We start from the raw sequence: 23220 nt of genomic DNA, 5'->3' as shown, positions 1-23220 counted from the left end.
AATCATGGACATTCACGCACTTCAGCAAATCGTCCACAGGACTCGCGATGCCAGGCGCAAGCAGACCATTCCGAAATTCTCGCCCGCCGACCGCGACCAATTGATTCACAAGTACCATCCGGATTTCCGAGCCAGCGCCTACCGGTCCATTCGGTTCGGTCCGAACGAGGGCGAGAAGACCGTGGTTGAACTGGCCACCTTGCTCGAAGGTGACAGTCCCATTCACGACGATCTCGACCTGACGCCGCAGTATCAGACCGACGTCCTGGTCATCGGCGGCGGCGGAGCCGGCTGCGCGGCGGCGCTGCACGCACAGGGAGCCGGCGCTAAGACGATTCTCGCGACCAAGCTTCGGTTGGGCGATTCAAACAGCGTGATGGCCCAGGGAGGGATGCAAGTGTCCGTGGCACCGGAGGACTCTCCGGTCACGCATTTTCTCGACACGCTCAAGGGTGGGCATATGGAGAACGACCATGCTCTGCTCAAGGTCATGGTCGAGGAAGGTCCATCGATCGCTAAGTGGCTGCTTGAGCTCGGGGTGTTGTTCGACCGCCAGGCGGATGGCAACCTCCACGTGAAAAAGGGCGGCGGCAGCTCCAAACCGCGACTCGTGACCTGCTCGGACTACACCGGGCTGGAGATCATGCGGGTGCTCAAGGATGAGGTCCTCAACCAGAAGATTCAGCTGCTGGAATTTGCTGCGGCGATTGAACTGCTCAGCGACGACAGCGGCGCCTGCACTGGGGCGATCTTCAAAGATCTCGACAATCAGCGCCATGTCGTGGTCGCGGCCAAGTCGGTTATTCTGGCGACCGGTGGGATCGGCCGGCTTCACATTCAGGGATTTCCCACGAGCAACCACTACGGCGCGACCGGTGACGGGCTCTGTTTGTCCTACCGCATGGGAGCGAAGCTGGCGCACATCGACACGTTTCAATATCACCCGTCGGGGGCGGTCTATCCGGAGCAATTGATCGGCGCTTTGGTCACGGAGGGCATCAGATCCGAAGGCGGCCAGCTGGTCAATGCCAAAGGCGATCGGTTTGTGAACGAGCTGGATACCCGCGATGTGGTGTCGTCCTCGATCATCCGAGAGTGCGAAGAAGGCCGCGGCATCCGCACGATGTCGGGCCGCGTCGGCGTCTGGTTGGATACGCCGATCTTGGATGCCGAACACGGAGCGGGCACAGTGGAGAAACATTTCCCGGCGATGATGCTGCAATTCGAGCGGTTCGGCATCGACATCAGCAAGGATCCGGTATTGATCTATCCGACCCTGCACTACCAAAACGGCGGTGTGAAGATCGATACGAACTCGGAAACGAACGTGAAGAACCTCTTCGTGGCCGGCGAGGCGTCCGGAGGACTGCATGGACGCAATCGATTGATGGGCAATTCGCTCCTCGACCTGATGGTCTACGGCAAGCGGTCTGGTTTGACGGCGGCAGGACGAGCCGGATCGATGAAGCAAGGCAAGCTCACATTGAAGCATCTCGAGCGGTTCCGCGCCGAGGCCAAGCAGCACGGGAATGTGAGCGGCGTGATCTCACCGATGATCCTGCCGGCGTACACGAGGAAAGTGGGGTGAGGACGGTGGAGGGGCATTTCTCTTGCTCGCTCACCGCACACCCAGTATCAATGAGATTGTTAAAAAAATATCGGTCGGTGTTCGCAGGGGTGAAGGCGCGTCCCGGCGCGCCTAGGGTGGGCGGGTGGGAGTAGCCCGCGCAGTAAGAAACGCTCCCGCCACCGTCCTCAGGGATAAAGGGGTAGAGAATGAACGTCCACGAATTCCAAGCGAAGTCGTTATTTGCTCAATTCGGCGTGCCGGTGCCTCGCGGGAAGGAGATCACCGCTCCGGACGCTGCGACGGCTTGGGCCAACGAGCTGAATACACCGGTATTCGTCGTCAAGGCCCAGATCCATGCCGGAGGACGGGGCAAGGCCGGCGGCGTCAAGATCACCAAAGATAAGGCTGCTGTGGCCGGGTTGGCCAAGGAGTTGATCGGCAAGACTCTGGTAACACACCAGACCGGTCCGAAGGGGCGCCAGGTCCATCGCCTCCTGATGGAGGAGGGGGCGAACATCGCCAAGGAACTGTATCTCTCAATCCTGGTCGATCGCGACACAGGTTGGCCGACCTTCATCGCCAGCACCGAAGGCGGCATGGAAATCGAGGAGGTTGCTGCCCATACTCCGGAAAAGATCATCAAGGAGGCAATCGATCCGGCGGTCGGATTCCAGGGACACAACGGCCGCAACGTCGCCTTTGCCCTCGGACTCCAATCCATCGAGCCTGCGGTGATAAATCCTTTCGTCAAGCTGCTCGAAAATCTCTATCGTCTGTTCATGGAGAAGAACGCGGCGCTGGTCGAGATCAACCCGCTGATCATCACGAAGGAAAAAACGCTGGTGGCCCTGGACGGCAAAGTCTCGTTCGACGACAACGGTCTTTTTAAGCACGAAGATGTGCAGAAAATGCGCGATCTGAATGAAGAAGAGCCGCTCGAAATCGAAGCCACGGCGAACAACCTGAACTATGTCAAGCTCGACGGTAATATCGGCTGCATGGTGAACGGTGCAGGCCTGGCCATGGCGACGATGGACGTGATCAAGCTGGCCGGCAGCGAGCCGGCCAACTTCCTGGACGTGGGCGGCGGCGCGACGAAAGAAACGGTGGCCGCCGGCTTCCGCATTCTCCTGAAAGACCCGAACGTCAAGGGCATTTTCATCAATATCTTCGGCGGGATCGTGCGATGTGAACGCATTGCGCACGGAGTGATCGAAGCGGCCAAGGAAGTGAAGATCTCGGTGCCGTTGGTTGTGCGTCTGCAAGGGACGAACGCAGAGGAAGGCCGCAAGCTGCTGGCCGAGTCGGGCTTGAAGCTCGAAGTGGCGAACGATCTGTGGGAGGCGGCGCAGAAGATTGTGAGGCTGACTGGGAAAGCGGCGTGAGGGCGTGAGAGAAGGTGCGCCGGGCCGAGTCTCAGTGCTCGCCCACCGCGCACACGAGGTCAAACTGGATTATGAGACATCGGTCGGTGCTCGGTGGATGCGCGCAGTATGAGCCTCGACCCGTCACACCTTCTTAAAAGGAAGGACAGGAAAAGAGGGAATCGTGAGCATTCTCGTTGATAAAAATACGCGGGTGGTGGTGCAAGGCATTACGGGTAAGGAAGGGTCGTTCCATGCGACTCAATGCAAGGCCTATGGGACGAAGGTCGTCGCGGGAGTCACGCCGGGGAAGGCCGGGCAGGAAGTGGAAGGCATCCCGGTGTTCAACACGGTGGCCGATGCGGTGAAGAAGACCGAGTGCGATACCTCACTCATCTTCGTACCGCCGCCGTTCTGTGCCGACGCGATTCTCGAAGCGGCCGATGCCGGCATAAAATTGGTCATCTGCATTACTGAAGGGATTCCCGTCAATGACATGGTGAAGGTGAAACGAGCGCTTCGCGGTCGCGATGTTCGCTTGATCGGACCGAACTGCCCCGGCGTGATCACGGTTGACGAAGCCAAGATCGGCATCATGCCGGGCTTCATTCACAAGAAGGGCGTGGTCGGGGTGGTGTCCCGCAGCGGCACTCTCACCTATGAAGCGGTGCACCAACTCTCGACGCTGGGATTGGGTGAGACGACCTGCGTCGGCATCGGCGGTGACCCAGTGAACGGCACGGGCTTTGTGGATGTCTTACCGCTCTTTGAAAAAGACTCTGAGACGCAGGCCATCGTCATGATCGGCGAAATCGGCGGTGACGCCGAGGAAAAAGCGGCCGAGTTCATCAAAAAGAACGTCAAGAAGCCGGTGATCAGCTTCATTGCGGGTATTACAGCGCCTGCAGGTCGCCGCATGGGCCACGCCGGCGCGATCATCTCCGGCGGCAAAGGCACTGCCGCTGAAAAGATGAAAAGCCTGGAAGCGGCCGGGGTCAAAGTCGTCAAGAACCCGGCTGAGATCGGTGCGGCAGTCAAAAAAGCGTTGGGACGGTAGTTCCCCAGGTACATTATTCCGTTGGCATCCTCCTCTGTCGCCACGGCCATGTCCGATGAGCTATTGGATTTACCGATAACTCCAATCCGTTTTATCTATTTTAAAAAATGAATGCGGGGTTGCTACTGTGGGCGCCGTCCGCCGAATGTATGCGAAAGGACCATCCCCTCATGATCGCTCTGGAGGCGGAGAGTTGGACACTCATGCCAATAACCGCAACAGCCGAAGCGGGGGTCGATTCGAGTATCACGAGGACGCAATCGTCTCGTATCGCCTCACTGACCATCGACGATCACTGCCGGATATCAGACTTCGCGACCCAAATTCGTCGAAGAAAATGTTTTCTTTACCATTGGGAGGGCGATGAATGAAAACCAGAATTTCGGCGATGATTTGCCTCCTCTGTGTCGTCAGCTATTCGGATCTCACCAGGGCGGAAGATCCGTACAGCCAACGGGTGGCGGATCCTTATGCCCTATCGCCTGATCCTCCAACCATGTCCTCTGGTACGATCGAGCCCTATCTTTCCTTTATGGCGGGCGTGGGAATTCCGATGAGTGAGAACGCCACGTTTATTGACGGGACACTGCCTACGGTGATGCCGAATATCCCTTATGCGACGAAACAGTCGATCGGTGGCAACGCGGGGATCTGGTTTCCAACCAGAAACAAGTTGGCAGGATTTGACCTCGGCTTTGAAATCGCCGGCTTTATTTGGTATCCGGACGTGAACTGCTGCATCCCCAATTTTAATGGGAGAATTCTGCCAGACGGAGCGTTTGAGGGCACCACGACTGAAATGCAAGGCATCTACGTCGGCGGCAATTTCCTGATTCGAAAACCGATGGCGATTTCCGAGGCCTATCCCAACGGGCGGTGGCATCCGTACGTCGGGCTCGGTGTGGGAGCGCATCAGATGTCGTATAGGCCAGGTGGATTCCGGGGGGCTGGTTTTGAGAACGCCATCGCCGACCAGCGGGATACGTCTGTCGGGTGGCTGGCAATGGGAGGACTCAAGGTCCATCTGTTCAAGTACCTGGCTGCGTTTGCTGAGGCGAAGTATGTCCAGGCCTTTCACGGCGGGCTGGGGACGGATCGGTACGGGTTGTCCACACCTAGTGGAAACGACCTAGTTATAAATAATTATGAATCCTCGATCAAAACGATCTTTGTGCATGCGGGCTTGTCGCTGCACTTTGACATAAAGCCGTAGGTCCGCATAGGAGCCACACAGGTTTCTTATCGCGGTGCAGCCTGGTGTTCAGCCAGGGTTGGCCTGGCTGAACACCGACCCCGAGAGCAATTCCTCCCTCTCCATCCAATACATCGCGGTTGCCTCACTCATGCTATAGGGATGGTAGTCGGTGAACCGTCCGGCCCTACCAAGGTCCTCGATCAACGTTTGTCCTGTAGCAGCTTGCCGAGGTAGTGGTAGGCGCCCACTATCTCCTATGCTCTTTCATTAGATTCTAGCCTTTCGCGTATCGCAGCAGCGCGTACCGGTCTGGCGTCAGCTAGATTTGAGGGGTTCGATTGACGTTCAGACCAATGTCGGCAAGCAGTTCACGTCTAGGGCCGGCGCTTGAGACATGACTCGATCCAATCGGTGACGGCTCATCGTCGGTAAGCGAATGAACTCGACGCCAAATGTATTTTCCCTTACCCAGCGGACTTTCCCCAGCTCAATGTACAAGGATGCGGTTGGATCCGGCAACAGGACGCTCAGCTTGATATAACTACCCGCCAGGACTGTCCGCTCACCATTGACAGAGCAGCCTGAAATGGAGAGGTCCGAAACCATGCCTTCTCCTACAAATGGGGCGCCTCCGAATATCACAGGATATGCCACGGGAAGCCGCCGATGTATTCGCCAGTTCACCCGTTGGTCTTCCATTTGGATGTCCTCCTAGGCCGCAGTCTATCCAGGTAGATGGCAAGCGACTATTCCTCGGAGGGGGGGCTTATGATGACTTGTGGATTGGTAGCAGTGGTTCGTTGAGCGACCCATTACAGAGCGTGACAGCGGAGTCGCAGCGATCCATGAATGTGCCGATCTTAAGGCTTGGTGGGGTTTTCCGTCGAGGAGGACGGAGCGACTGTCGACGGGAGCTCGAGTCGTTCAAGCACATCTTGCTTCAGTCGAGTCGGCTCCTCGATTCGGTTCTCTCGTTGCAGAGAATTCGCATCTCTAGCCTTCCTCGCGTTCAATTCGACCATGTCGCTCTGATCTCGCACGACGTGAGGAGTCAGAAATACAAGCAGATTGAGTTTTTCGGTCGCGCGAGTCTGCGTTTTGAACAGCCAGCCGATCCACGGAATGTCTCCCAGCCATGGAACTTTCTGTTCACTGAGTGTGATATTGTCGCGCACCAATCCTCCTATCACGATGGTCTGTTGATCCTGGGCAATCGTCGTCGTTTCCATGGATCGCTTGGTCGTTGTCGGTCCGACCGGGACAGAGGAGGTGCCGGTGCCGATCGTTTGAGCCACATTTTCTGCGATCGCCGTGATCTCTTGCTTGATTTCAAGGCGAATTAACTCATCTTCGAGTACCTGTGGCGTCAGCTCCAATGTCACACCTACGTCTTTCCGCTCAATTGTCACGAGGGTCCCACCCGTGATGCCTTGGGCCTGCCCGGTTGGAAAAGGACGATTCTCGCCGACGACGATCTTGGCCTTTTGATTGTCCGCGGCCAGCACTTGCGGGGTGGAGAGGACGTTGGTGTCGGTCATACTCATCAGGGCATGGAGGAAGGCGCGGACATTAATTGTGTTCATCACCGCTGGGAGCGTACCGCCCGTGGCCACGCCACCCGCGATGGCCGCCGCAAGAGTTGAGATGTCCTCCGGTGTCCGGTTGAGTCCGACGAGTCCCCGAACCATATCATTCCCTCCTACAGCGAGCACCTGCGTGGGATCGGTGCCGAGTTGTCTCAACCGGTCGACTTGCACCTCGAGGATGACGGCTTCCACGAATACCTGCTTGCGCTTGATGTCCAGGTCTTGGATCACTGGTCGGAGATGATTCCAGGCGATCTTGGTCGAACTGAGCACGATCGAGTTCGTTGCTTTATCGGCAAACACTTGGACCGGAGCCTCGAATTCGGTCAACGGTCTGATCGGAGGCCTGGTGCCGGGCGTTATCTGTGCAACGGTTTGTGAGCGTGCAACCAGGTTCGTCAAGACGGCGGCGAGATCTGTGGCATTGGCGTTTTTGAGTTTGTACACGAATACACCGCGTTCGGGAGGTAGATCGCCCATCGCAACGACCTGATACACATTCCCCCCTTTGGGAACGACTGCCAACCGAGCGGCTTCCAATGCCGCGACGAACATGTTGTAAGCCTGCTCTGACGAAACCTTGGTGGGAGAAAACACTGAAATTTTCCCCCCCTGTTTTTTGATGGTTTCATCCAAGACGAAGTTCTTCCCGGTCAGTTCGCTGATAAAGCGAACAAAGATCGGAACATCCACATCGCTAAAATCTAGCGCCACCTTCGCTGGGTGGCCTCCTGTACCCTGCGAGAATAGAGGAGGAGGGACGGCCAAGGAGAGAAACAGGAACAAAGCCAGACAGGCTTCAAGTCCCCTGGTCGTACGACAAACTCTTGGTAGACCTTGCACGATGGACTATTGATTCGGTGGTATCGGTGGTAGCAATTGAGCTGAATACGTGAGTCTGACCGTATCATAGGCGTATCGAATGACACAACCAGGATGAGGTTTTTGGAAAGGGAGCCTAAGCTCGTGTGTGGAAGAGGGGGTATCGCTGCAGCTTGATCCTTTCCTGGATCGGCGGAGCAGGGTATTCGTAGATCGTTAAAGACTCTCACAAAACATCCGATAAAGAGCGGCTACGTGTGTGTGACAATCAAACCAATGGATTCTAAGAACATACAAAGCAAAGTTACCGTATTCGCCGATCAATTGCTCCGGGAGACGAATGGTGGCTCCCTACGAGTCTCTGGCCTCCTGTCTTTGCTCTCGAAGGAGTTGACGAGTAACGAGCCTGTACCAAAAAACGCATCTACGGCGTGATGATCATATGCTTTCCGGCAGACTGAACAGTGATAGTTCTGATCTAGTTCGACTGTAGGACGCAATAGTCTAGGTACATTCTCACCGAATAAACTGATCGGTCTGCTTCACTCTGCGCATGTCTGATTTTGTGGCCCTCTCCACGTGGTCAAGCAGGGGAGGGTGAAGGTCTGTCCAAAATTGGGTGGACAATGGCAATGTAAAGAATACCCTTGAGCTAAGACATTAATTTTCAAGGCGTTGACTCGATGAATCATTAGAGCGCGAGGCATCCATGTTGCAGCCTGCTCAAAGGTTTTACCCCTATGGCCATACTCAATTCCAAGGGAGTCGAGGAGAGCGATTTCGGCCGCTGATGCAGACTCTGAGATGTAGGCATCTGCTAAGGTAGTAGCGTGCGCGCGAATAAAAAACTCCCTTTAAAATCTGATAAAACCCAGACCAGCCGTGGCCACAAGCGTGGTGTGGTGGGCTACAGCAGGAAGACCGCTCTTCTTGAGGAAGCTATCACCCAAATGAATGCCGGAAAATATGGGCGTTCTTCTGCCGCGCTGAAGGAATTGCTGACACTCGATCCACACAACATGGAGGCGCGGCGACTTTTCGCTACTCTCCATCTTCGTCTCGGGAGCCTTATCCCGGCGAGACAAGCCTTTGACTCACTCATCAGCGAAGCGTTTCAGCGTCAAGACTATTGGCTCGCAGAATCGCTGCTTCGAGAGTACTTAGCCGCCGGCCCGCGATGCGTTCCATTCCTGGAGAAACTTGGGACGCTCTATCAGGGGAAAGGAGATGCACTCGAGGCCGTTGCTGAGTACGGCAAGGCGATCGATATCTTGATCGAAGATCCTGATCCCGACAATCCGCACCATGCCTCTCTACTCTACGCAAAAATACGAGAACTTGCCCCCGCAAGTCCGGTCGCCTTTCGATTGGCCTCCTTCTTTGACGCGCAAACCGGTGAGTTGCTGGCCCGTCAGCCCAGTGATTCTGGGCAATCGACTGTGGCCTCATCATTAGCCGTGCCTGAGGGAAACCAGGGTATCCAGGCCGGTCCTGAACTGGTGGATGGGGTGATGCCGTGGGAGATTCAGGATGCTCAGACGATGGTGCCGGAAGACCGCAAAGCAGTCGAGGTCTCGGACTTATCGGGATCTCTTATCCCACCGACGATCACGGACCTTCCTGCACATCAAGGGCCGACTTTGAAAGGAGAATTGGTGCTCGCTGATTCACCTTTACGAGAGCAGGCAGCGAGCAGCGTGAATGAAGTGGGAGGCGATGTACCGGAAGAAGCTTGCACGCATGAGTTTGAGAGTGCTCCTTCTGGACCTCAGATGGATGATTTTCCCGGACAAGTTGCTCCTGGAGGTTTCCATCCATTCGCTTCCTCATCAGTGCCCGATGTGGAGGGCTCAGAGACACAAGATGGGCTGGATCCAGCTGTGTCGACAGGTGGTCATGCCGAAGCTCAACAGCAAGACAGTTTATCGGCCGAGGCTGAACCAGAGGCACCGTCTGATGTAAGTGGCTCGTCCATGGTTTCCGCACCCACGGAGCCTGCCAATGCTTCGGTACCTTCGCTTCAATCCACAGTACAGTCCATCGAGGCTGCCGGCGTCACACTCTCATCCCGGATGGAAAAGCTATCAGCACCCTCCTACTCGAACACGGAACCGTCGACCGCTGGACCAATAGAGGCCGAGGATCGCCAACCTGCCGCCCATCAGCCTGTCGACCCTAATTCAAAGGAGGTGGTTACTGAAGCCCCTCTAGACACCCGTGCTCCATCGAATCCCGAGTCGGTTTCAGTCAATGAGATTTCAGAACCATGGAAGCAACCCGGCTTCTCATGGGAATCAGTGTTTAATAGTGCATGGAAATTCGGAAGTGATCATTCAACCAATGTCTCCCCGTCTGAAATAACACAAACGAACGTCGAGGAAGCACTTCCCGCAGTCGCGTCCCTTCCCCAGGAACAAGGGTTAGAAAATCAACCGGTAGAAATTCCGGAGCGTGAAGAATCAGCGTCGCTTAGAGACCAAACCCCATCTGGATTTCAAATTGCGCCGATGCCATGGGATCAAGTTCAGGAGTCGGTCATCTCGATTCTCCCGGCGCAAACAAATGAGCCGGATGCCGAGGGCACGGAGTCAACGATAGCTCAATCAGCTGGTGAAGCTGGTACGGACTTGATAACGAGAATAAGTGAAGATCAAGCGCAATCACCGATCTCTCCACCTAGCCCTGTCGCAGAAACGGGAGCGTTCTCGATTATTCCGGCTCGAGAGACATCGGTCTCGACTGAGCCTGAGATACCGGCTGCTGATTCGGGACAAACCGCTTCCACGAGAGAAAGCGCCCCTGCCTTGGCAGGACTGGAACAGCAGCTTCCGGTGGTGAGCGGTCTTACGATGTATGCATCGCCGCCTTCGGAAGCCTCTCTCGCAACGATCATGTCGCCGGTTTTTGCGAATGGACCGGTCGCAGACGATGGAGTGCCTCCCGCAGAGGTTACGTCTCAGAGTGCTGACCCCGTCTTGAGGACGGAGGATGATCGTACGATAATTGCCGCTCAGAACCCCGTTCAGGAGTCTACGGCAGAACATCCCGCTACCCCATTACAACCGACCTGCGAGACGTTGAGCGGGGAAACCAGCGAGATTCTATCTTCCATCCCGCTACTCAGGCAACACAACATCTTGGAACCGCCGTCTGAAATGGCGACTGTTCCTCACCTCATTGAAGAGCCGACCGAGGTACAGGTCCAGGAACGACAACCGCAGGCAATGACGTTTGTTGAGGCGCGAACCCCCATTCCTACACCGGTTCCTGAGCCAGTGTCCGCACAAGAGGAATGGGTCAAAGCTGGAGAATCGATTCGGTTTATCGAGCCATCTCAAGCCACGCCTATTGCCCAGGTGCCCCCGTCGATTTCAGAGCTGCAGGAAGTCACCCGGTCTACGTCAGTGGCTGCCGCTGCAGTCGATGTGCTCTTTGAGTCGTCCCGAAAGGTCAGGTCGGCTGAGGCACGAGAGTCTGTCGCAGAATCAAAGCCCGGCCGAAAATCCAGTACGACGCTGAGTCGAGCCCGCATTGCGATCGCGGGATTTGTCGGTTCCTGCTTCTCGACCACGCGGGCTATTGTGGTGACATGTGTGAGTCTGGTGATGCTCTCCGGCGTGCTCATCGCGTTAGGAATCGGTGCCGTCGGACTGACCTGGATCATTATGGAAGAGTCACCATCTCCGGCATTTCAGCGCCTCACGACCACTCCTCAACACACTCTGTCGGATTTCAAGAAAAACGGCTACTTTCTTCTCCTTGGGATTGACGCGCCGGTCGGTCACGATCCGATACAGGCAGGGTATGATCGCAAGCCGGATATCAAGGAGGGCCATTCGGCGTTGGCCTGTTTTGGTGGTTTCGGATCGAGGACAATCGAAGGATCGAATGCATCAACCAATGTCATGCGTGGCTGGGTTCGCAGTTCAGATCCTGTCGGTGAGTTCAAGTCCCATCAGGAAACCATCAAGGGATGGGGCAACCAGCACCAGGCGTCGCTCAATCGGTATGGCCAATGGCAAAAACTTCCCTTTGAAGACTGGGGCTATGGTCAACCTGCCGATCCACCCTGTACCGCGATGGTCTTCGCCCACCAACTTTATGTGGCGGATGGATTCCTACAAGGTGCCGATTTCGGCGCCGACCGACTTGAAACGGACATGGAAGCGTGGCGGATCGTCCTTGGTCAGGCCAGGACCCTTCCCATGAAAATGGTGGCTCTGCAGGCGATCAATGACGACATTGCAATCGCCTCAGGTTTACTCGTACGCGCTGACTTTGATGGAAAATACCTGGGGCGCATCACGAAGTTTCTTCGGCCGCTTGATCAAACGGAACTCTCGCTGCGCTGGTCCATGCAAAGCGAGTTGGTCTCTGGCTCGAAGACCTACGACACCCAGCTGAAGGCAGCGAAGGCCAAAGAGCAGCCAGTGTACATCATGGTGGCATCGGCTCTCCCCTTGCCGGTGCAACGTCGGCTCAACGCCTATGCAGAATATTACGACGCGTCGTACAAAGCCGCCGGCGAAGGACGATATGGTTCATTGCCGAAGTGGAAAACCTATATGCACTTTCCGGCATCCGGCCTTATGGACTATTTCACTAATCCGATCGAGAATATCGTCGGTCTTGAACCGCTTGCTCCATGGGACCAGTACAACGGATTCGTGGTCGATACGGAGGCTCACCTCCGGCTTGCCAGCCTACAAGCCTGGCTCAGGCGTGGTCCACCAGATGGAAATCTCCTCACGCGGATCGCGAAAGCAGGACAGAGCCTGTATGACCCCTACACGGGACTGCCGATGTTGGTGAACATGAAAAAGGGCGTCCTCTACAGTGTTGGACACGACGGGAAAGATCAAGATGCCGATCTTCAGTCGGATGTGGTGGTAGAGATTCCTGCCGTTCAAATGTCTGCCGTCTCTGCGAAAACTTCAGCCGCTTCAACAAAGTCCAGATAAGCGTTTCCCCACCACTCCCTGTTTGTCCTCGCATCGCTGACTTGACAGCGCTTGGAGTATTTCACACAATCAACAAGCCTTATATCGATGAAGAGGTGCGCCATGGGACACTCATCAAGACTATTCTTTGGCGATCTTTCCGTGAAGAGGGGTGGAACTTTTCCGACTCCTGTTCCGACGCAGATCGTATCCAACGAGGAATTTGTCCCGATTCGCCAAACGACCGAGCAGGCTCGCGTCGAGCGAGCAACGAGAGAGTTGGTGGAAAAGGCGGCAGCTCAGAGTGGATTGACACGTCGAGACTTCTTGCAGACCACTGGCGGCGTGGCTGTGGCGCTGCTGGCCATGAATACCATATTCGGCCGCTTTTTCAATATCGCGGAAATTGAACTGTTCGAAACAGCAGCGTTTGCCGAGCAGCAGGGGGACCCGTATTTTATCTTCGACGTGCAAACCCACTACGTCGGTTCCCACTATGACCCGTCAGATGCCGAAGCCAAGCGCCAGGGTGCCGTTTCCAAACAGGCCTTGCTGTCGTTGAGAAAGCACATTCGTGAGGCGGGGCTCAACCCGAAACTTGCCGGAGATCGAGGCACCCTTGATGATCTGTCATGGAAGAATTTTGTAAAAGAAGTGTTTTTCGATAGTGAAACTACCGTGGGACTAATCAGCACACCACCGGGTCCCTATCCACAAGAGGCTGTTGTCCCGCCGAAGGAGATGGTCCACATTCGCGATGAGATCAATCGGTTGGCCGGTTCGCAACGGATGCTGGCCCACGGTCTGGCGACACCACAGCTGGGTGCGGCTGATTTAGAATTCATGGCGATGCAGGCTGAATCTCTCAAGGTCGATGCGTGGAAATGCTACACCGGTTCCTGCCCGAAGGGGTTCGATCGAGGCTGGCGGATGGACGATGAGCGCATCGCCTATCCGATGTTGGAACAGGCGCGAAAGCTCAACGTGAAGCGGATATGTGTCCACAAGGGGCTGCCCCTCGGGCCCGTGCCGGACTATAACCATCCAAGGGATCTGATCAAGGCGGCCAAGGACTTTCCAGATCTCAACTTTTTGGTGTATCACTCCGGGTTCCGAGGCGTGGCATCGATCGATCAGATATTTGCGAAGACCGGCGAGATCCCGTGGACGACCGAGTTCTGCCGGATGAAAGAAGTGGAGCCGGGCATTTCTAATATCTATATGGAGTTGGGTTCGACCTTCGCGCAATTGGTGACGACCCATCCGTTGATCTGTGCGCATCTGCTGGGACAAATTATCCGCTCGTTCGGGGCTGATCACGTACTGTGGGGTACAGATTCCATCTGGTATGGAACACCGCAATGGCAGATCGAGGCGTTTCGGCGATTTCAGATCCCTGAGGAATTGATCGAGAATCATCAGTATCAGCCTCTGACGAGGCGGGCGAAGGAACAGGTTTTGGGGTTAAACTCGGCCAGAGTGTTTGGGGTCGATGTCGAGGCAAAACGGCGCCAGGTGCCGACCGACGCCCTAGGTCGGCTCAGAATGAGCTATCTGGAAGAGGGGCCTGAGCCAAGCCGAAGAGTGTATGGATGGGTGGCGGGATGAGCGGACGGAGCAGGTCGTGTCTTCTGCTCGCGCACCGCGCACGCAGGAATGATTGTAGACCTAGATAGCGGGAGGTGCTCGGTGCATGCGCGCAACGAGACATCGATCTGCTCCATTCGTGGATGGATAATGTGAAAAGAATAAAGGAGAAGCAGGATGAAAAGCGAGATCTTGTATCCCGGTGCGTTTCCGATGGTGCGTGTTGAGTTAGCAGAGGGAGAGCATATCAAGGCTGAGTCAGGTGCGATGGTCGCCTGCTCACCGACCATCGACATTGAAAGCAAAATGGAGGGAGGGTTTCTCGGAGCGCTCTCACGAAAGTTTCTGACAGGAGAGAAGTTTTTCTTCCAGACGTTGCGTGCCAGTCGGGGTGCCGGGGAGGTGTTGCTTGCGCCGACAGTGCCGGGCGAAATCGTCGTTCTCGAGCTCGATGGTGTCAGCGAGTATATGGTGCAGAAGGATGGATTTCTGGCGGGTGCCGATGGGGTTATGATCGATAGTCAGATGCAGAGTATGAGCCGCGGACTGTTGGGCGGAGAGGGATTCTTCATCCTCAAAATGAGCGGGAAGGGAATGCTCCTCCTGAACAGCTTCGGCGCCGTTCACAAGATCGAGTTGAAACCGGGGCAGGAATATATCGTGGACAATAGCCATCTAGTGGCTTGGTCCACCACTACCTCGTACAACATCGAAAAGGCCACTTCGGGATGGGTCGCCAGCTTCACGTCGGGCGAGGGTTTTGTCTGCCGGTTCCGTGGACCGGGTCTTGTGTTCATTCAGAGCCGCAATCCGGGCGGCTTCGGCGCGTGGGTACGGCAGTTCATTCCTGTCACCGAGTGATAAGGACCTCAGTCGTCAACCATCACATGTGATGAATGGATACGACAAAATTATCTTCGTTCTTCGAATGACGAGCGACGTTTGACGCATCCCATGTCCTTCCAGCCCAACGCGCTCTGTTTTGGTGATGAATTCCCTGCCACTGGTATGCCCTGTCTTGTCCATGTCGAAGGACATGGCCTCACGATGACTTTTCTCTCGGATCGTGATGCAGGCGAGCGCCGTTCGGAATCCGTGCCATTTGCAGAACTGACCGTTTCAGCAGGTGGATTGGATCATGACCAGCTCGTCGCGACATGGAGGGGGCCGACAGGACAGCGGACGCTGTATCTCAAAAACCCCGACGTGATTCGTGTCTTCCGGCAAGCGGCGCCTGATCACTTGACGATACCGCTTGAACAAGCGGCGGAACAGGTTCGTCAGGTGCGGCAACGGCGCCGGATCATGTGGACTATCGTTGGAGGGGCGCTCCTGGCCTCGGTGCTGGGACTTTGGTTTGGGAGCGACCTGCTGGTAGAACTTGCCGTCGATCGAATCCCGATCGAGTGGGAGCGGAAGCTGGGCGAGTCTGCCTATCATGACTTTCTTGCTCGTCAAGAGGTTATGAAAGAAGGCCCCGTCGTGGCCGCTGTCACCGAGATGACCCATCGTCTGACCGACCAGATTCCGGAGAACCCTTACCGATTCGAGATCACCGTCGTGAAGAGCGACGTGGTGAATGCCTTTGCCCTCCCCGGTGGGTATATCGTCGTGTTCACAGGATTGATGAAAAAAGCGGAAAGCCCGGAAGAAGTGGCGGGCGTATTAGCCCATGAGCTGAACCATGTGCTGCAGCGGCACGGACTCGAACGTATCGTCAAGCAGTTGGGCTTTGTGGCCGTCGTGTCGATCGTGCTGGGAAACCAGCACGGGCTAAGTGGAGTCATGAAGCAGCTCGGTGTTGAATTGATGACGTTGAAGTTCGGCCGGGCCCAGGAAACGGAGGCGGACCTGACCGGCCTTCAGCTCCTTTACCGGGCTAAAATCGATCCGTCCGGCATGATCACCTTCTTCCAACGGTTGGCGGAGAAAGATGAGGCACGGGTCGAGTGGCTTTCCACCCATCCGATGAGCGCAGCACGCGCCGAGCGGTTGAGGACAGAACTGGCCTCACTGCCTCGGAGAGAGGCGGTACCGTTCTCGTTTGAATGGAAGACCGTACGCGAGAAATGAAAGGGAATATTCAGCCCATTGCAAACTTCTGCAAGGAACAGGAGGATTCAGGGCTTGAGCTTCTCAAGCGTCATCAGTTTTTGATCCGGACCGTATGTGAGGTGGTAAACGACGATCCTGTCTTTCATGGCGATCTCAGCCGGGGTGAAGAGAAGCTCAGTAAGGAAGAGGGTGAAGAAGTCCCCAGCTGCGTAGAATAGCGCGGTGAAAAATTTGGTCACGCCTCTGTGAGCGTCAGGATCCAACACATACCGGTCATCGTATCCGCCGTTCTCGAGCGTTGTAAAGTTGTCAGGTTGGCCGAGCTCAGCGATTACCACGGATCGTTGAACACCGAGTTGGATGACGTTGACATCACCTCTGTAGCTAGAACGGCTCGCGGCCATAATGACGGAGCAGCTTGATGACAGAAGGCAGACCAGCAGAAGGGGAATGAGGGATTTACGAGGCCTCAACAACGATTGCTCCGATAGGTTCAATATCTCGAAAAATACATCATTCCAAGTGCGGCCTGGACTATTGGATCGACGGACTGTCCACGTTCAACGTCCTTGGCAATTTGCCAAGTAATCAGGATCGCACTTCGTTCGGCGCAGTATAATCTCATTTGCCAATAGAGCAAGAGAAAAGTTGGCTAGTATTGTAGCTATACTTCCATTGTTCTGTTCTGGTGAGAGCATGAAGAAGCCGGAGTAGGAAGGTGGCTAAGTTGCCTGTACCGGAAGGCGCGGTAGATACGTATAAGAAAGCGATTCATGCTCTCCGGTCGAGGTGGGCGTTTGGGGACTGGTACCTTCTGAACTATAGGAGTTCCAGAATTGGCACCCACTGCTAGACGAAAAGATGAAAAGCACATCGGCGTCATCGCCGATACCCACGGCCTGTTCGATCCGGCGATCGTGAGACATTTCAACGGCGTTGATCACATCCTCCATGCCGGCGACATCGGCAAGCAATCCGTCATCGAACAGCTTGAGGCTATTGCTCCTGTGACGGCGGTTTCAGGCAATGTCGATGAATACGAAGAGAGCGGCTTCCCACCAGAAATAATGATTGAGTTGGCTGGTTTTAGAATTGCCATTCGCCATATTCTGTATGAAGGGGGAAAATTAACGAAGGAAGGACGGGCTTTTATGGATCGTACTCGACCGGACATCTGCATCTTCGGCCACACCCATCAGCCGAAGAATGAATGGCTCGGGGACATGCTGTTGTTCAATCCAGGCTCAGCGGGCCCGAAACGGTTCAAGCTGCCACGAAGGGTTGGACTCCTCACGATCAGCCAAGACCAGGTCAGCGGCTACCATGTCACACTGGCCGACCGTGCTGTGAAGTTTCATTCCATGGGCCGACATCCCGAGTCTCCGCCAAATAGTGGGTGAGGGGATGAGAGATTGGGAGCGGCGCCTGCGTTGAAGCCACGCGAATGGAAGTGCTAGACTTTATCTAACAAGATGGGCATGCCAGAAAAATCTAATAGAACGACCGAACAGAAAAGCGCGAGAGCGCTTCAGCCGGATCCGGTGATCGAAGCGTATAAACGCGATATCGATCGTTCATTGCTTCGAGAAAACTTGAAGCTCACGGTCGAGCAACGATTCCTGAAGTTGTGCGAGCTCCAACGGCTGGCGACCGAGCTGCGGAAAGCCCGCTCGCGCAGTGCCTCATGACGGATTTCGCCACGCTCATTCGACTCCTCGTCAAGCACAACATCGACTTCATCATTATCGGAGGAGCGGCCGCGACCACGCACGGATCAGCGCGGCTGACTGAAGATCTCGATATCGTCTATGGCCGCACGCCCAAGAACATGGCCAGCCTGGCAGCCTGTCTCGTTCCTTACAAACCTTACCTTCGAGGAGCCCCGCCAGGGCTACCCTTTCAGTTGGATGCTGCGACAATTCAACGCGGCCTGAATTTCACACTCACGACCGAACTTGGCGCTCTTGACCTTTTCGGCGAGATTCCCGAAGGAGGTCGCTACGAGGATTTGATTCCGCATACGATCACCATCACCGTGTTTGGCGCAACTTGTCGATGTCTCGGGCTCAAGCGCTTGATCGAAGTGAAGCGCGCAGCCGGAAGGCCTCGCGACCTCGAAGTGGTCGCCGAGCTGGAAGCACTCCTCGAAGAACGGGAAGGACGAACTCCTGCCGACAGCTGAGCTTGCTCTTATTTCATTCGGTCATGCACACTCCGAAGCCGTCGCCGCCTGAACACTCATCTTGTCCTGTTGCCGATTTCCCATGCAGCTGCCGGTGGGTGACCACGTCGCTCTCCGGTGAAGGCATTGTTTCTAACTGGAGGTGAGTGAGATCTTAAAACCGCAGTCCTACGCCCACTAATCCATAGTGAGTACGAAAATCAATGGCCAATGCGTCCCAATGATAGTCGGATGAAAGATACCGGTACTCACCGAACAGAAAGACGGGATAAGACCGGTTGCTACCGAATAGATGGACCTTGGGACTGAGAAGGAGTTGTATTCCACCCAGAAATTGATAGGTAAAGGCGCGGGCTGAGTCAAAGTCCTTATCATCTCGCCCCGCAATGTTTGGGTTGATGAGTGTCCCGTGGGACCAGCCGATGCCGGCCCCGATGTATGGCCGGATTCTTTCCCCCGGATAACGCAGAATGAGGTTGAATGTCGAATTGATGATGAGCAAGTCGGAGTTACCGGTCTCATTATTCCGTCCATTCGCGATGTTGGGAAAGGAGACCGCCGTGCCGTGCATATTGGAATCAATCTCAAGGCCCACCATTCGTCTTAGAACGGCTGGAAAGAGTCCCACTTTCAACCCGGCACCGAAACCGTCTTGAATCGAGGCGGGAACGGTTGTTTCTTGGTTGAATATATCCACATCGCGAGGCCAGGCGCCCAGTGCATAGAGGCTCACTTCGACGTCTCCGAATTCGGCTGCTAGAGCCACATTACGTAAGCACAGGCAGCAGAGCAGCACGGTTGGCAGAGTGACAAATCGCGGGAGGTAAGCGAGTCCCACGGTTCCAGAGGGAATGAAGGAGAAAATGAAAGGGCCTATCGGAAGTCGTCCCGAAGGCCCTTTCTAGAGCTTGTTACAGCTGATTAGCTACCACGAACGATCGTGCACCATTCGCCGTAGACGCCCAGAATGTTCTTGGCATAGTGGTCAACTGATGCGACGGTGCTGACTCCGCCGGCTGCCTTGGCCGCCTGGATGCTTGCATCACCTTGTGCGACCAGACCCAGGATCGAGGTGCCGCAGGCCTTGCCCTCTTTGGAAGCAGCAGACGCGTCGGTCGCGACAAAGCCGTACTTCGTCTCGCCAAAGATGGCGCCTGCCATCGGAGAGGCGACGATCTGACAGCCGCTCAAACCGAGGCCCGCTAGGGCAATGACCGCTAGGGAAAGTCTGGATACGTGCTTCATAGGTCCTCCTTAATAGAATGAAATAGTTTGACTGCCTAGCTAAGGGAGGCAATCGCCGAAGCGGAGTATAGTCGGACTCATCGCGTTCGTCAATTTAAATTGAGCTGAGGCGGAACAAGTGAATGATGGCATTTAGAATCGCTCGTGAGGCAGTGGGTAGGTAGGAATCCTTGGGCTGAGAAAAGTGGTTGCGATTCGTTCCGATTCGTCTATAATTACAAAAATTTCCCGCCGACAGAAGGAGGCCTAGGTACTTCCCTAGTGGCAAACTCTTTTAAAACCATCGACGGTGAGTTTGGTTATAGTACGTGTCAGTGTTTATGCAGTAGCAGGGGTGCTTAACCAATTCTAACGGAGGAGGACTTATGCCGAAGAAAATGCTCTTATTGGCTATCGCCGTACTGTTCGGCGCCCAGGCGGGTCTGGCCATGGCGGCAAATCCGGACACCGGTCCGGGCTGTGGCTTAGGAAAACTGGCTTGGGAGGATTATAAGGGCCAGAAGGAAATTCTCCCTCAGGTCTTGATGGTCACGACCAACGGCACCGGGATGAACACGTTTGCAATCAGCACCGGGACCTCTGGTTGTACCAATGACGGCAAAATCTTGGGTGAGCATAGGACGACTGTGTTTGCCTCGTTGAACTTCGATGCGCTCACTGCGGAGATGGCTCAGGGGCAGGGTGAACACTTGGCATCTCTTGCGACGTTGATGGGCGTTCCGGCGGAGCGCCACGGAGAATTCTTTGCCATGACCCAGGAGCGGTATACGTCCCTGGTTCAAGCTGGGGAAGCTTCTCCGGTGGCATTCGTGAAGTCTCTCAACGAAGCGATCGCGGGTCATCCTCTCCTCGCGCAAGCATCGGTACGCTAAGGTATTTAAGGTATTGTAAGGGCCCTGGCAGAGATGTCAGGGCCCCTCGCCGCTCAGATCCTCGTATAGCCCTGCAGAATTCTGAAAGTGTGCTTGATTGCGGTGATAATAGTTACGATATGTGTCTCAGCGGATCTGTTGTTCCGATAGCTCTGCTATTTTCAGTAGATGTTTGAAGAGACCGAGCTTCAGCGGCGCATTGGCGTGGATCGGAATAGACAGTCGAACCTTTGAGCCAGGCTTACCGTAAACATGATGGCTTCCCTGGATGCGGAGCAACTGCCAGCCATGTTGTTCCACGACTCTGGCAAGCTCCTTCCCTGAGAGAGGGGTCATACGGCGATTTCGAGCACCCGATCTTTGCCGGTTGTCTGCGGAGCTTCCAGCTCGACGGACAGACAGCCCTCGATGGCCTCGTAGAGATTCTGGAGTAGAGCCTCAAAGGTTTCCCCCTGGGTTGCGCAACCGGGAATGGCCGGCACTTCCGCCCAGTATCCGCCTTCCTCCGCTTCATGAACAACGACCTTCACTTTCATCGTCAGAGCCCTTTCATCAGCGCACGTTTCCGAGGACGATAGCATGGAAACCAACGTGGGGCAAGCAGTCGTGCCCTCAGGTTCACGAGACTCCGCTGAATTCCTGTCGTTCCCGTGGGTGGACCGATGTATGGTACATTTGCCGCGGTTTCCAGCGCGAGGGGTGTAAGGCAAAATGTATCAGATGCTCTTCACGTTTGTTTAAGCATGTCCGTTGTGTAAGCTCATCCATTCTGGAGGGCATCGAAGTTACAGATGTGGTTTTTCATTTTTATCCGAGTCAGTGCGCCGGCATTGATCCTTCTGGCGGCGATGACTTCCTTGACAGTGGCTGAGTCTACCTCCAACGAATACCTCGATCAGCTGATTCAACAGGCTAGAACGGCTCGTCTGGCTGACCAGCGAGAATGGCATCTCCTGTTGCACTACCGGAAGGGCCTTTTCGGCGGATATGAGAGCGAGCAGGACGATCCCGGTTTTTTCTTGTCTCCCAATGGGAAGACGGATCCGGCTGCCGAGCTCAATGCAACCCTTGCAAAGTTTTTTTCCGATGAACTGGTCGGTTCCACTCGACAGCCGGCTCAATGCGCGTTCATCGCACGGTACCACTGGCTCAAGGAACGACTGAACTTTGATGCCACCCGTCTGCTGCCCCTCGCCTGCGAACGGTTTCATCGGTGGTATGAGGATTTCGAGGTCCAATCTATCTCGCTGATCTTCCCATCAGCCTTTCTGAATAACCCGGCCTCCATGTTCGGCCATACCCTGTTTCGTGTCGATCAAAAGGGGCAGACCGAACAGACCCGCATCCTTGCCTATACCATCAACTATGCCGCGCAGGTGCCTCCCGATGCCGGCATCGCATTTCCTGTGAAGGGCATCTTTGGAATCTACAAGGGATACTTTTCGACGATCCCCTACTATCTGAAAGTTCAGGAATATCGAGACATCGAGAACCGGGATATTTGGGAGTATCGTCTGAATCTCACTGAAAATCAGTTACGACGATTTTTGATGCATGCGTGGGAACTCGGGAATGCGTACTTTGATTATTTTTTCTTCAAGGAGAACTGCTCCTACCATCTTATGGCCCTATTGGATTATGCCGACCCGGATTTACACCTCACCGATGAATTCGTTCTTTGGACGGTCCCGGCCGACACCATCCGGCTCATAACATCGAAACCTGGTCTGGTATCCGATATCGCGTATCGACCGTCCCGCAGCACGGTCATCAAACGAAAGCGAGAATCCTTGCCCGCAGGGCAACGGGATCTGGCTCATCGGATCACACAAGATCCAAGCGCGGTGAGCTCACGGGCATTCACCGAGTTGGAACTCTCCAAACAAGCCTTTCTGCTCGACCTCGCTTCGGACTACATGCGGTATCGGATTGAGACGACCGATTCGCCGAAACCTGAATGGAAAGAGCGCAACAAGGCGATTCTGGCCGCTCGCAGTCAGCTTCGCATTCCATCCGAAGAATTCACCGTGCGACCCTTCGCCGAGCGACCTGAGCTAGGACATAAGACGTCACGGGCCAGCATAGGGGGCGGTTGGCGGAACGACGATACGTTCGAGGAAGCGTCGGTGCGGGCCGGCTACCACGATTTGCTCGACCCGGAAATAGGCTATACACCCGGTGCCCAGATCGAAATGGCATCCATTACGATCCGTCATTACAATCGCGCCGCACAGACCCGCGTAGAACGGGCCACGCTGCTGAATCTCCTCTCACTTTCGCCGATCGACTCTGTCTTTCATGCCCCGTCATGGAAGGTCAACATCGGCATGAACACGATTCGCTATAATGACTGTCAACTCTGCAGCAATGGTCTCTTCAACGCCGGTATCGGAGGCGCGAAGGAATTTCGGTTGCTGAAGCGGGAGGTCCTGTTTGCCTTCGTGGAAGCCGAGGCGGACGTCAGCAAGGCTTATGATGAGATGTACCGAGTCGGAGGCGGTGGAACGGTCGGGATGTTGGCCGATCTCACCGAGCGGTGGAAAGTGATGGCGACGGGAACCTATCTAAAATTTCCGTTGGGCGACAAATCCGACGACTTCCGGTGGTTTGTCGGGTCACGTTTTACGTTGGCCCGGAATTGGACGGTGAGGCTGGAGTACAACCATCGTGACTACGACAACGATGTTCTGTTCAGTGTCCAGGCGTTTTTCTGACCCTCTTCCTTCTCTGAACCGGTTTACGCTA

General features: G+C 55.3%; 20 protein-coding genes. 13 read left to right on the top strand and 7 right to left on the bottom strand.

Annotation, left to right across the window (positions count from 1 at the left end):
• Positions 1–4 precede the first annotated feature (4 nt).
• From P0120_22470 to P0120_22455, 4 genes are all read left to right on the top strand, one after another.
• The gene (locus P0120_22470) at positions 5–1588 is read left to right on the top strand and encodes an FAD-binding protein (protein MDF0677075.1); all 1584 of its coding nucleotides are present in this window, start codon (positions 5–7) and stop codon (positions 1586–1588) included.
• A gap of 188 nt (positions 1589–1776) precedes the next feature.
• Positions 1777–2955 carry an ADP-forming succinate--CoA ligase subunit beta gene (sucC, locus tag P0120_22465; GenBank protein MDF0677074.1) on the top strand — a complete coding sequence of 393 codons (1179 nt, stop codon included), beginning with the start codon at positions 1777–1779 and terminating at the stop codon, positions 2953–2955.
• 163 nt (positions 2956–3118) lie between these two features.
• Positions 3119–3991, top strand: a complete 873-nt coding sequence (gene sucD, locus P0120_22460; GenBank protein ID MDF0677073.1) for a succinate--CoA ligase subunit alpha — start codon at positions 3119–3121, stop codon at positions 3989–3991.
• A gap of 367 nt (positions 3992–4358) precedes the next feature.
• Entirely contained in the window at positions 4359–5204 is an 846-nt protein-coding gene (locus tag P0120_22455; protein MDF0677072.1) for a hypothetical protein, read from the top strand.
• Positions 5205–5531: 327 nt separating this feature from the next.
• Here the strand turns inward: P0120_22455 and P0120_22450 are convergent, their stop codons facing one another.
• Together P0120_22450 and P0120_22445 are read right to left on the bottom strand one after the other, a co-directional pair.
• Positions 5532–5885 carry a PilZ domain-containing protein gene (locus P0120_22450; GenBank protein ID MDF0677071.1) on the bottom strand — a complete coding sequence of 118 codons (354 nt, stop codon included), beginning with the start codon at positions 5883–5885 and terminating at the stop codon, positions 5532–5534.
• A 161-nt stretch (positions 5886–6046) separates the two neighbouring features.
• Positions 6047–7486, bottom strand: coding sequence for a secretin N-terminal domain-containing protein (locus tag P0120_22445; GenBank protein MDF0677070.1), 1440 nt, complete (start codon positions 7484–7486; stop codon positions 6047–6049).
• Positions 7487–8544: 1058 nt separating this feature from the next.
• On the opposite strand from P0120_22445, the gene P0120_22440 reads away from it, so the two are divergent.
• From P0120_22440 to P0120_22425, 4 genes are all read left to right on the top strand, one after another.
• Complete coding sequence (locus P0120_22440) at positions 8545–12555, top strand: hypothetical protein (protein ID MDF0677069.1); 4011 nt, start codon at positions 8545–8547, stop codon at positions 12553–12555.
• A gap of 102 nt (positions 12556–12657) precedes the next feature.
• The gene (locus P0120_22435; GenBank protein MDF0677068.1) at positions 12658–14142 is read left to right on the top strand and encodes an amidohydrolase family protein; all 1485 of its coding nucleotides are present in this window, start codon (positions 12658–12660) and stop codon (positions 14140–14142) included.
• 156 nt (positions 14143–14298) lie between these two features.
• Positions 14299–14982, top strand: coding sequence for a TIGR00266 family protein (locus tag P0120_22430; protein ID MDF0677067.1), 684 nt, complete (start codon positions 14299–14301; stop codon positions 14980–14982).
• A gap of 93 nt (positions 14983–15075) precedes the next feature.
• Entirely contained in the window at positions 15076–16194 is a 1119-nt protein-coding gene (locus P0120_22425) for a M48 family metallopeptidase (GenBank protein ID MDF0677066.1), read from the top strand.
• A gap of 47 nt (positions 16195–16241) precedes the next feature.
• On the opposite strand, the gene P0120_22420 is transcribed toward P0120_22425, so the two are convergent.
• On the bottom strand, positions 16242–16580 hold the full coding sequence (locus tag P0120_22420) for a hypothetical protein (GenBank protein ID MDF0677065.1): 339 nt from the start codon (positions 16578–16580) through the stop codon (positions 16242–16244).
• 432 nt (positions 16581–17012) lie between these two features.
• On the opposite strand from P0120_22420, the gene P0120_22415 reads away from it, so the two are divergent.
• The 3 genes from P0120_22415 to P0120_22405 all read left to right on the top strand — a co-directional run bounded on the left by P0120_22415 (position 17013) and on the right by P0120_22405 (position 18358).
• Positions 17013–17576 carry a metallophosphoesterase family protein gene (locus P0120_22415; GenBank protein MDF0677064.1) on the top strand — a complete coding sequence of 188 codons (564 nt, stop codon included), beginning with the start codon at positions 17013–17015 and terminating at the stop codon, positions 17574–17576.
• Positions 17577–17654: 78 nt separating this feature from the next.
• Positions 17655–17864: a hypothetical protein gene (locus P0120_22410; protein MDF0677063.1), complete on the top strand. Its 210-nt coding sequence runs from the start codon at positions 17655–17657 to the stop codon at positions 17862–17864.
• On the top strand, positions 17861–18358 hold the full coding sequence (locus P0120_22405) for a hypothetical protein (GenBank protein MDF0677062.1): 498 nt from the start codon (positions 17861–17863) through the stop codon (positions 18356–18358). The genes P0120_22410 and P0120_22405 overlap by 4 nt, the downstream gene beginning before the upstream one ends.
• A 154-nt stretch (positions 18359–18512) precedes the next feature.
• Here P0120_22405 and P0120_22400 read toward each other — a convergent pair whose 3' ends face one another.
• Positions 18513–19091, bottom strand: a complete 579-nt coding sequence (locus tag P0120_22400) for a hypothetical protein (protein MDF0677061.1) — start codon at positions 19089–19091, stop codon at positions 18513–18515.
• Positions 19092–19279: 188 nt separating this feature from the next.
• The gene (locus P0120_22395; GenBank protein MDF0677060.1) at positions 19280–19603 is read right to left on the bottom strand and encodes a TRL-like family protein; all 324 of its coding nucleotides are present in this window, start codon (positions 19601–19603) and stop codon (positions 19280–19282) included.
• Positions 19604–19968: 365 nt separating this feature from the next.
• On the opposite strand from P0120_22395, the gene P0120_22390 reads away from it, so the two are divergent.
• Positions 19969–20475, top strand: coding sequence for a DUF3015 family protein (locus tag P0120_22390; protein MDF0677059.1), 507 nt, complete (start codon positions 19969–19971; stop codon positions 20473–20475).
• 126 nt (positions 20476–20601) lie between these two features.
• Here the strand turns inward: P0120_22390 and P0120_22385 are convergent, their stop codons facing one another.
• Together P0120_22385 and P0120_22380 are read right to left on the bottom strand one after the other, a co-directional pair.
• A complete protein-coding gene (locus P0120_22385; protein MDF0677058.1) occupies positions 20602–20811 on the bottom strand; it encodes a type II toxin-antitoxin system HicA family toxin in 210 nt (69 codons plus the stop codon).
• Positions 20808–21011, bottom strand: coding sequence for a type II toxin-antitoxin system HicB family antitoxin (locus tag P0120_22380; GenBank protein MDF0677057.1), 204 nt, complete (start codon positions 21009–21011; stop codon positions 20808–20810). Before P0120_22380 ends, P0120_22385 begins: the two co-directional genes overlap by 4 nt.
• 255 nt (positions 21012–21266) lie before the next feature.
• On the opposite strand from P0120_22380, the gene P0120_22375 reads away from it, so the two are divergent.
• Entirely contained in the window at positions 21267–23189 is a 1923-nt protein-coding gene (locus P0120_22375) for a DUF4105 domain-containing protein (GenBank protein ID MDF0677056.1), read from the top strand.
• Positions 23190–23220 lie beyond the last annotated feature (31 nt).

Origin of the sequence: Nitrospira sp., assembly GCA_029194675.1 — a bacterium.
Lineage (GTDB): Bacteria > Nitrospirota > Nitrospiria > Nitrospirales > Nitrospiraceae > Nitrospira_D.
Note: the sequence above shows the minus strand (reverse complement) of the source record. Positions and strands in the feature narration are given on the sequence as shown.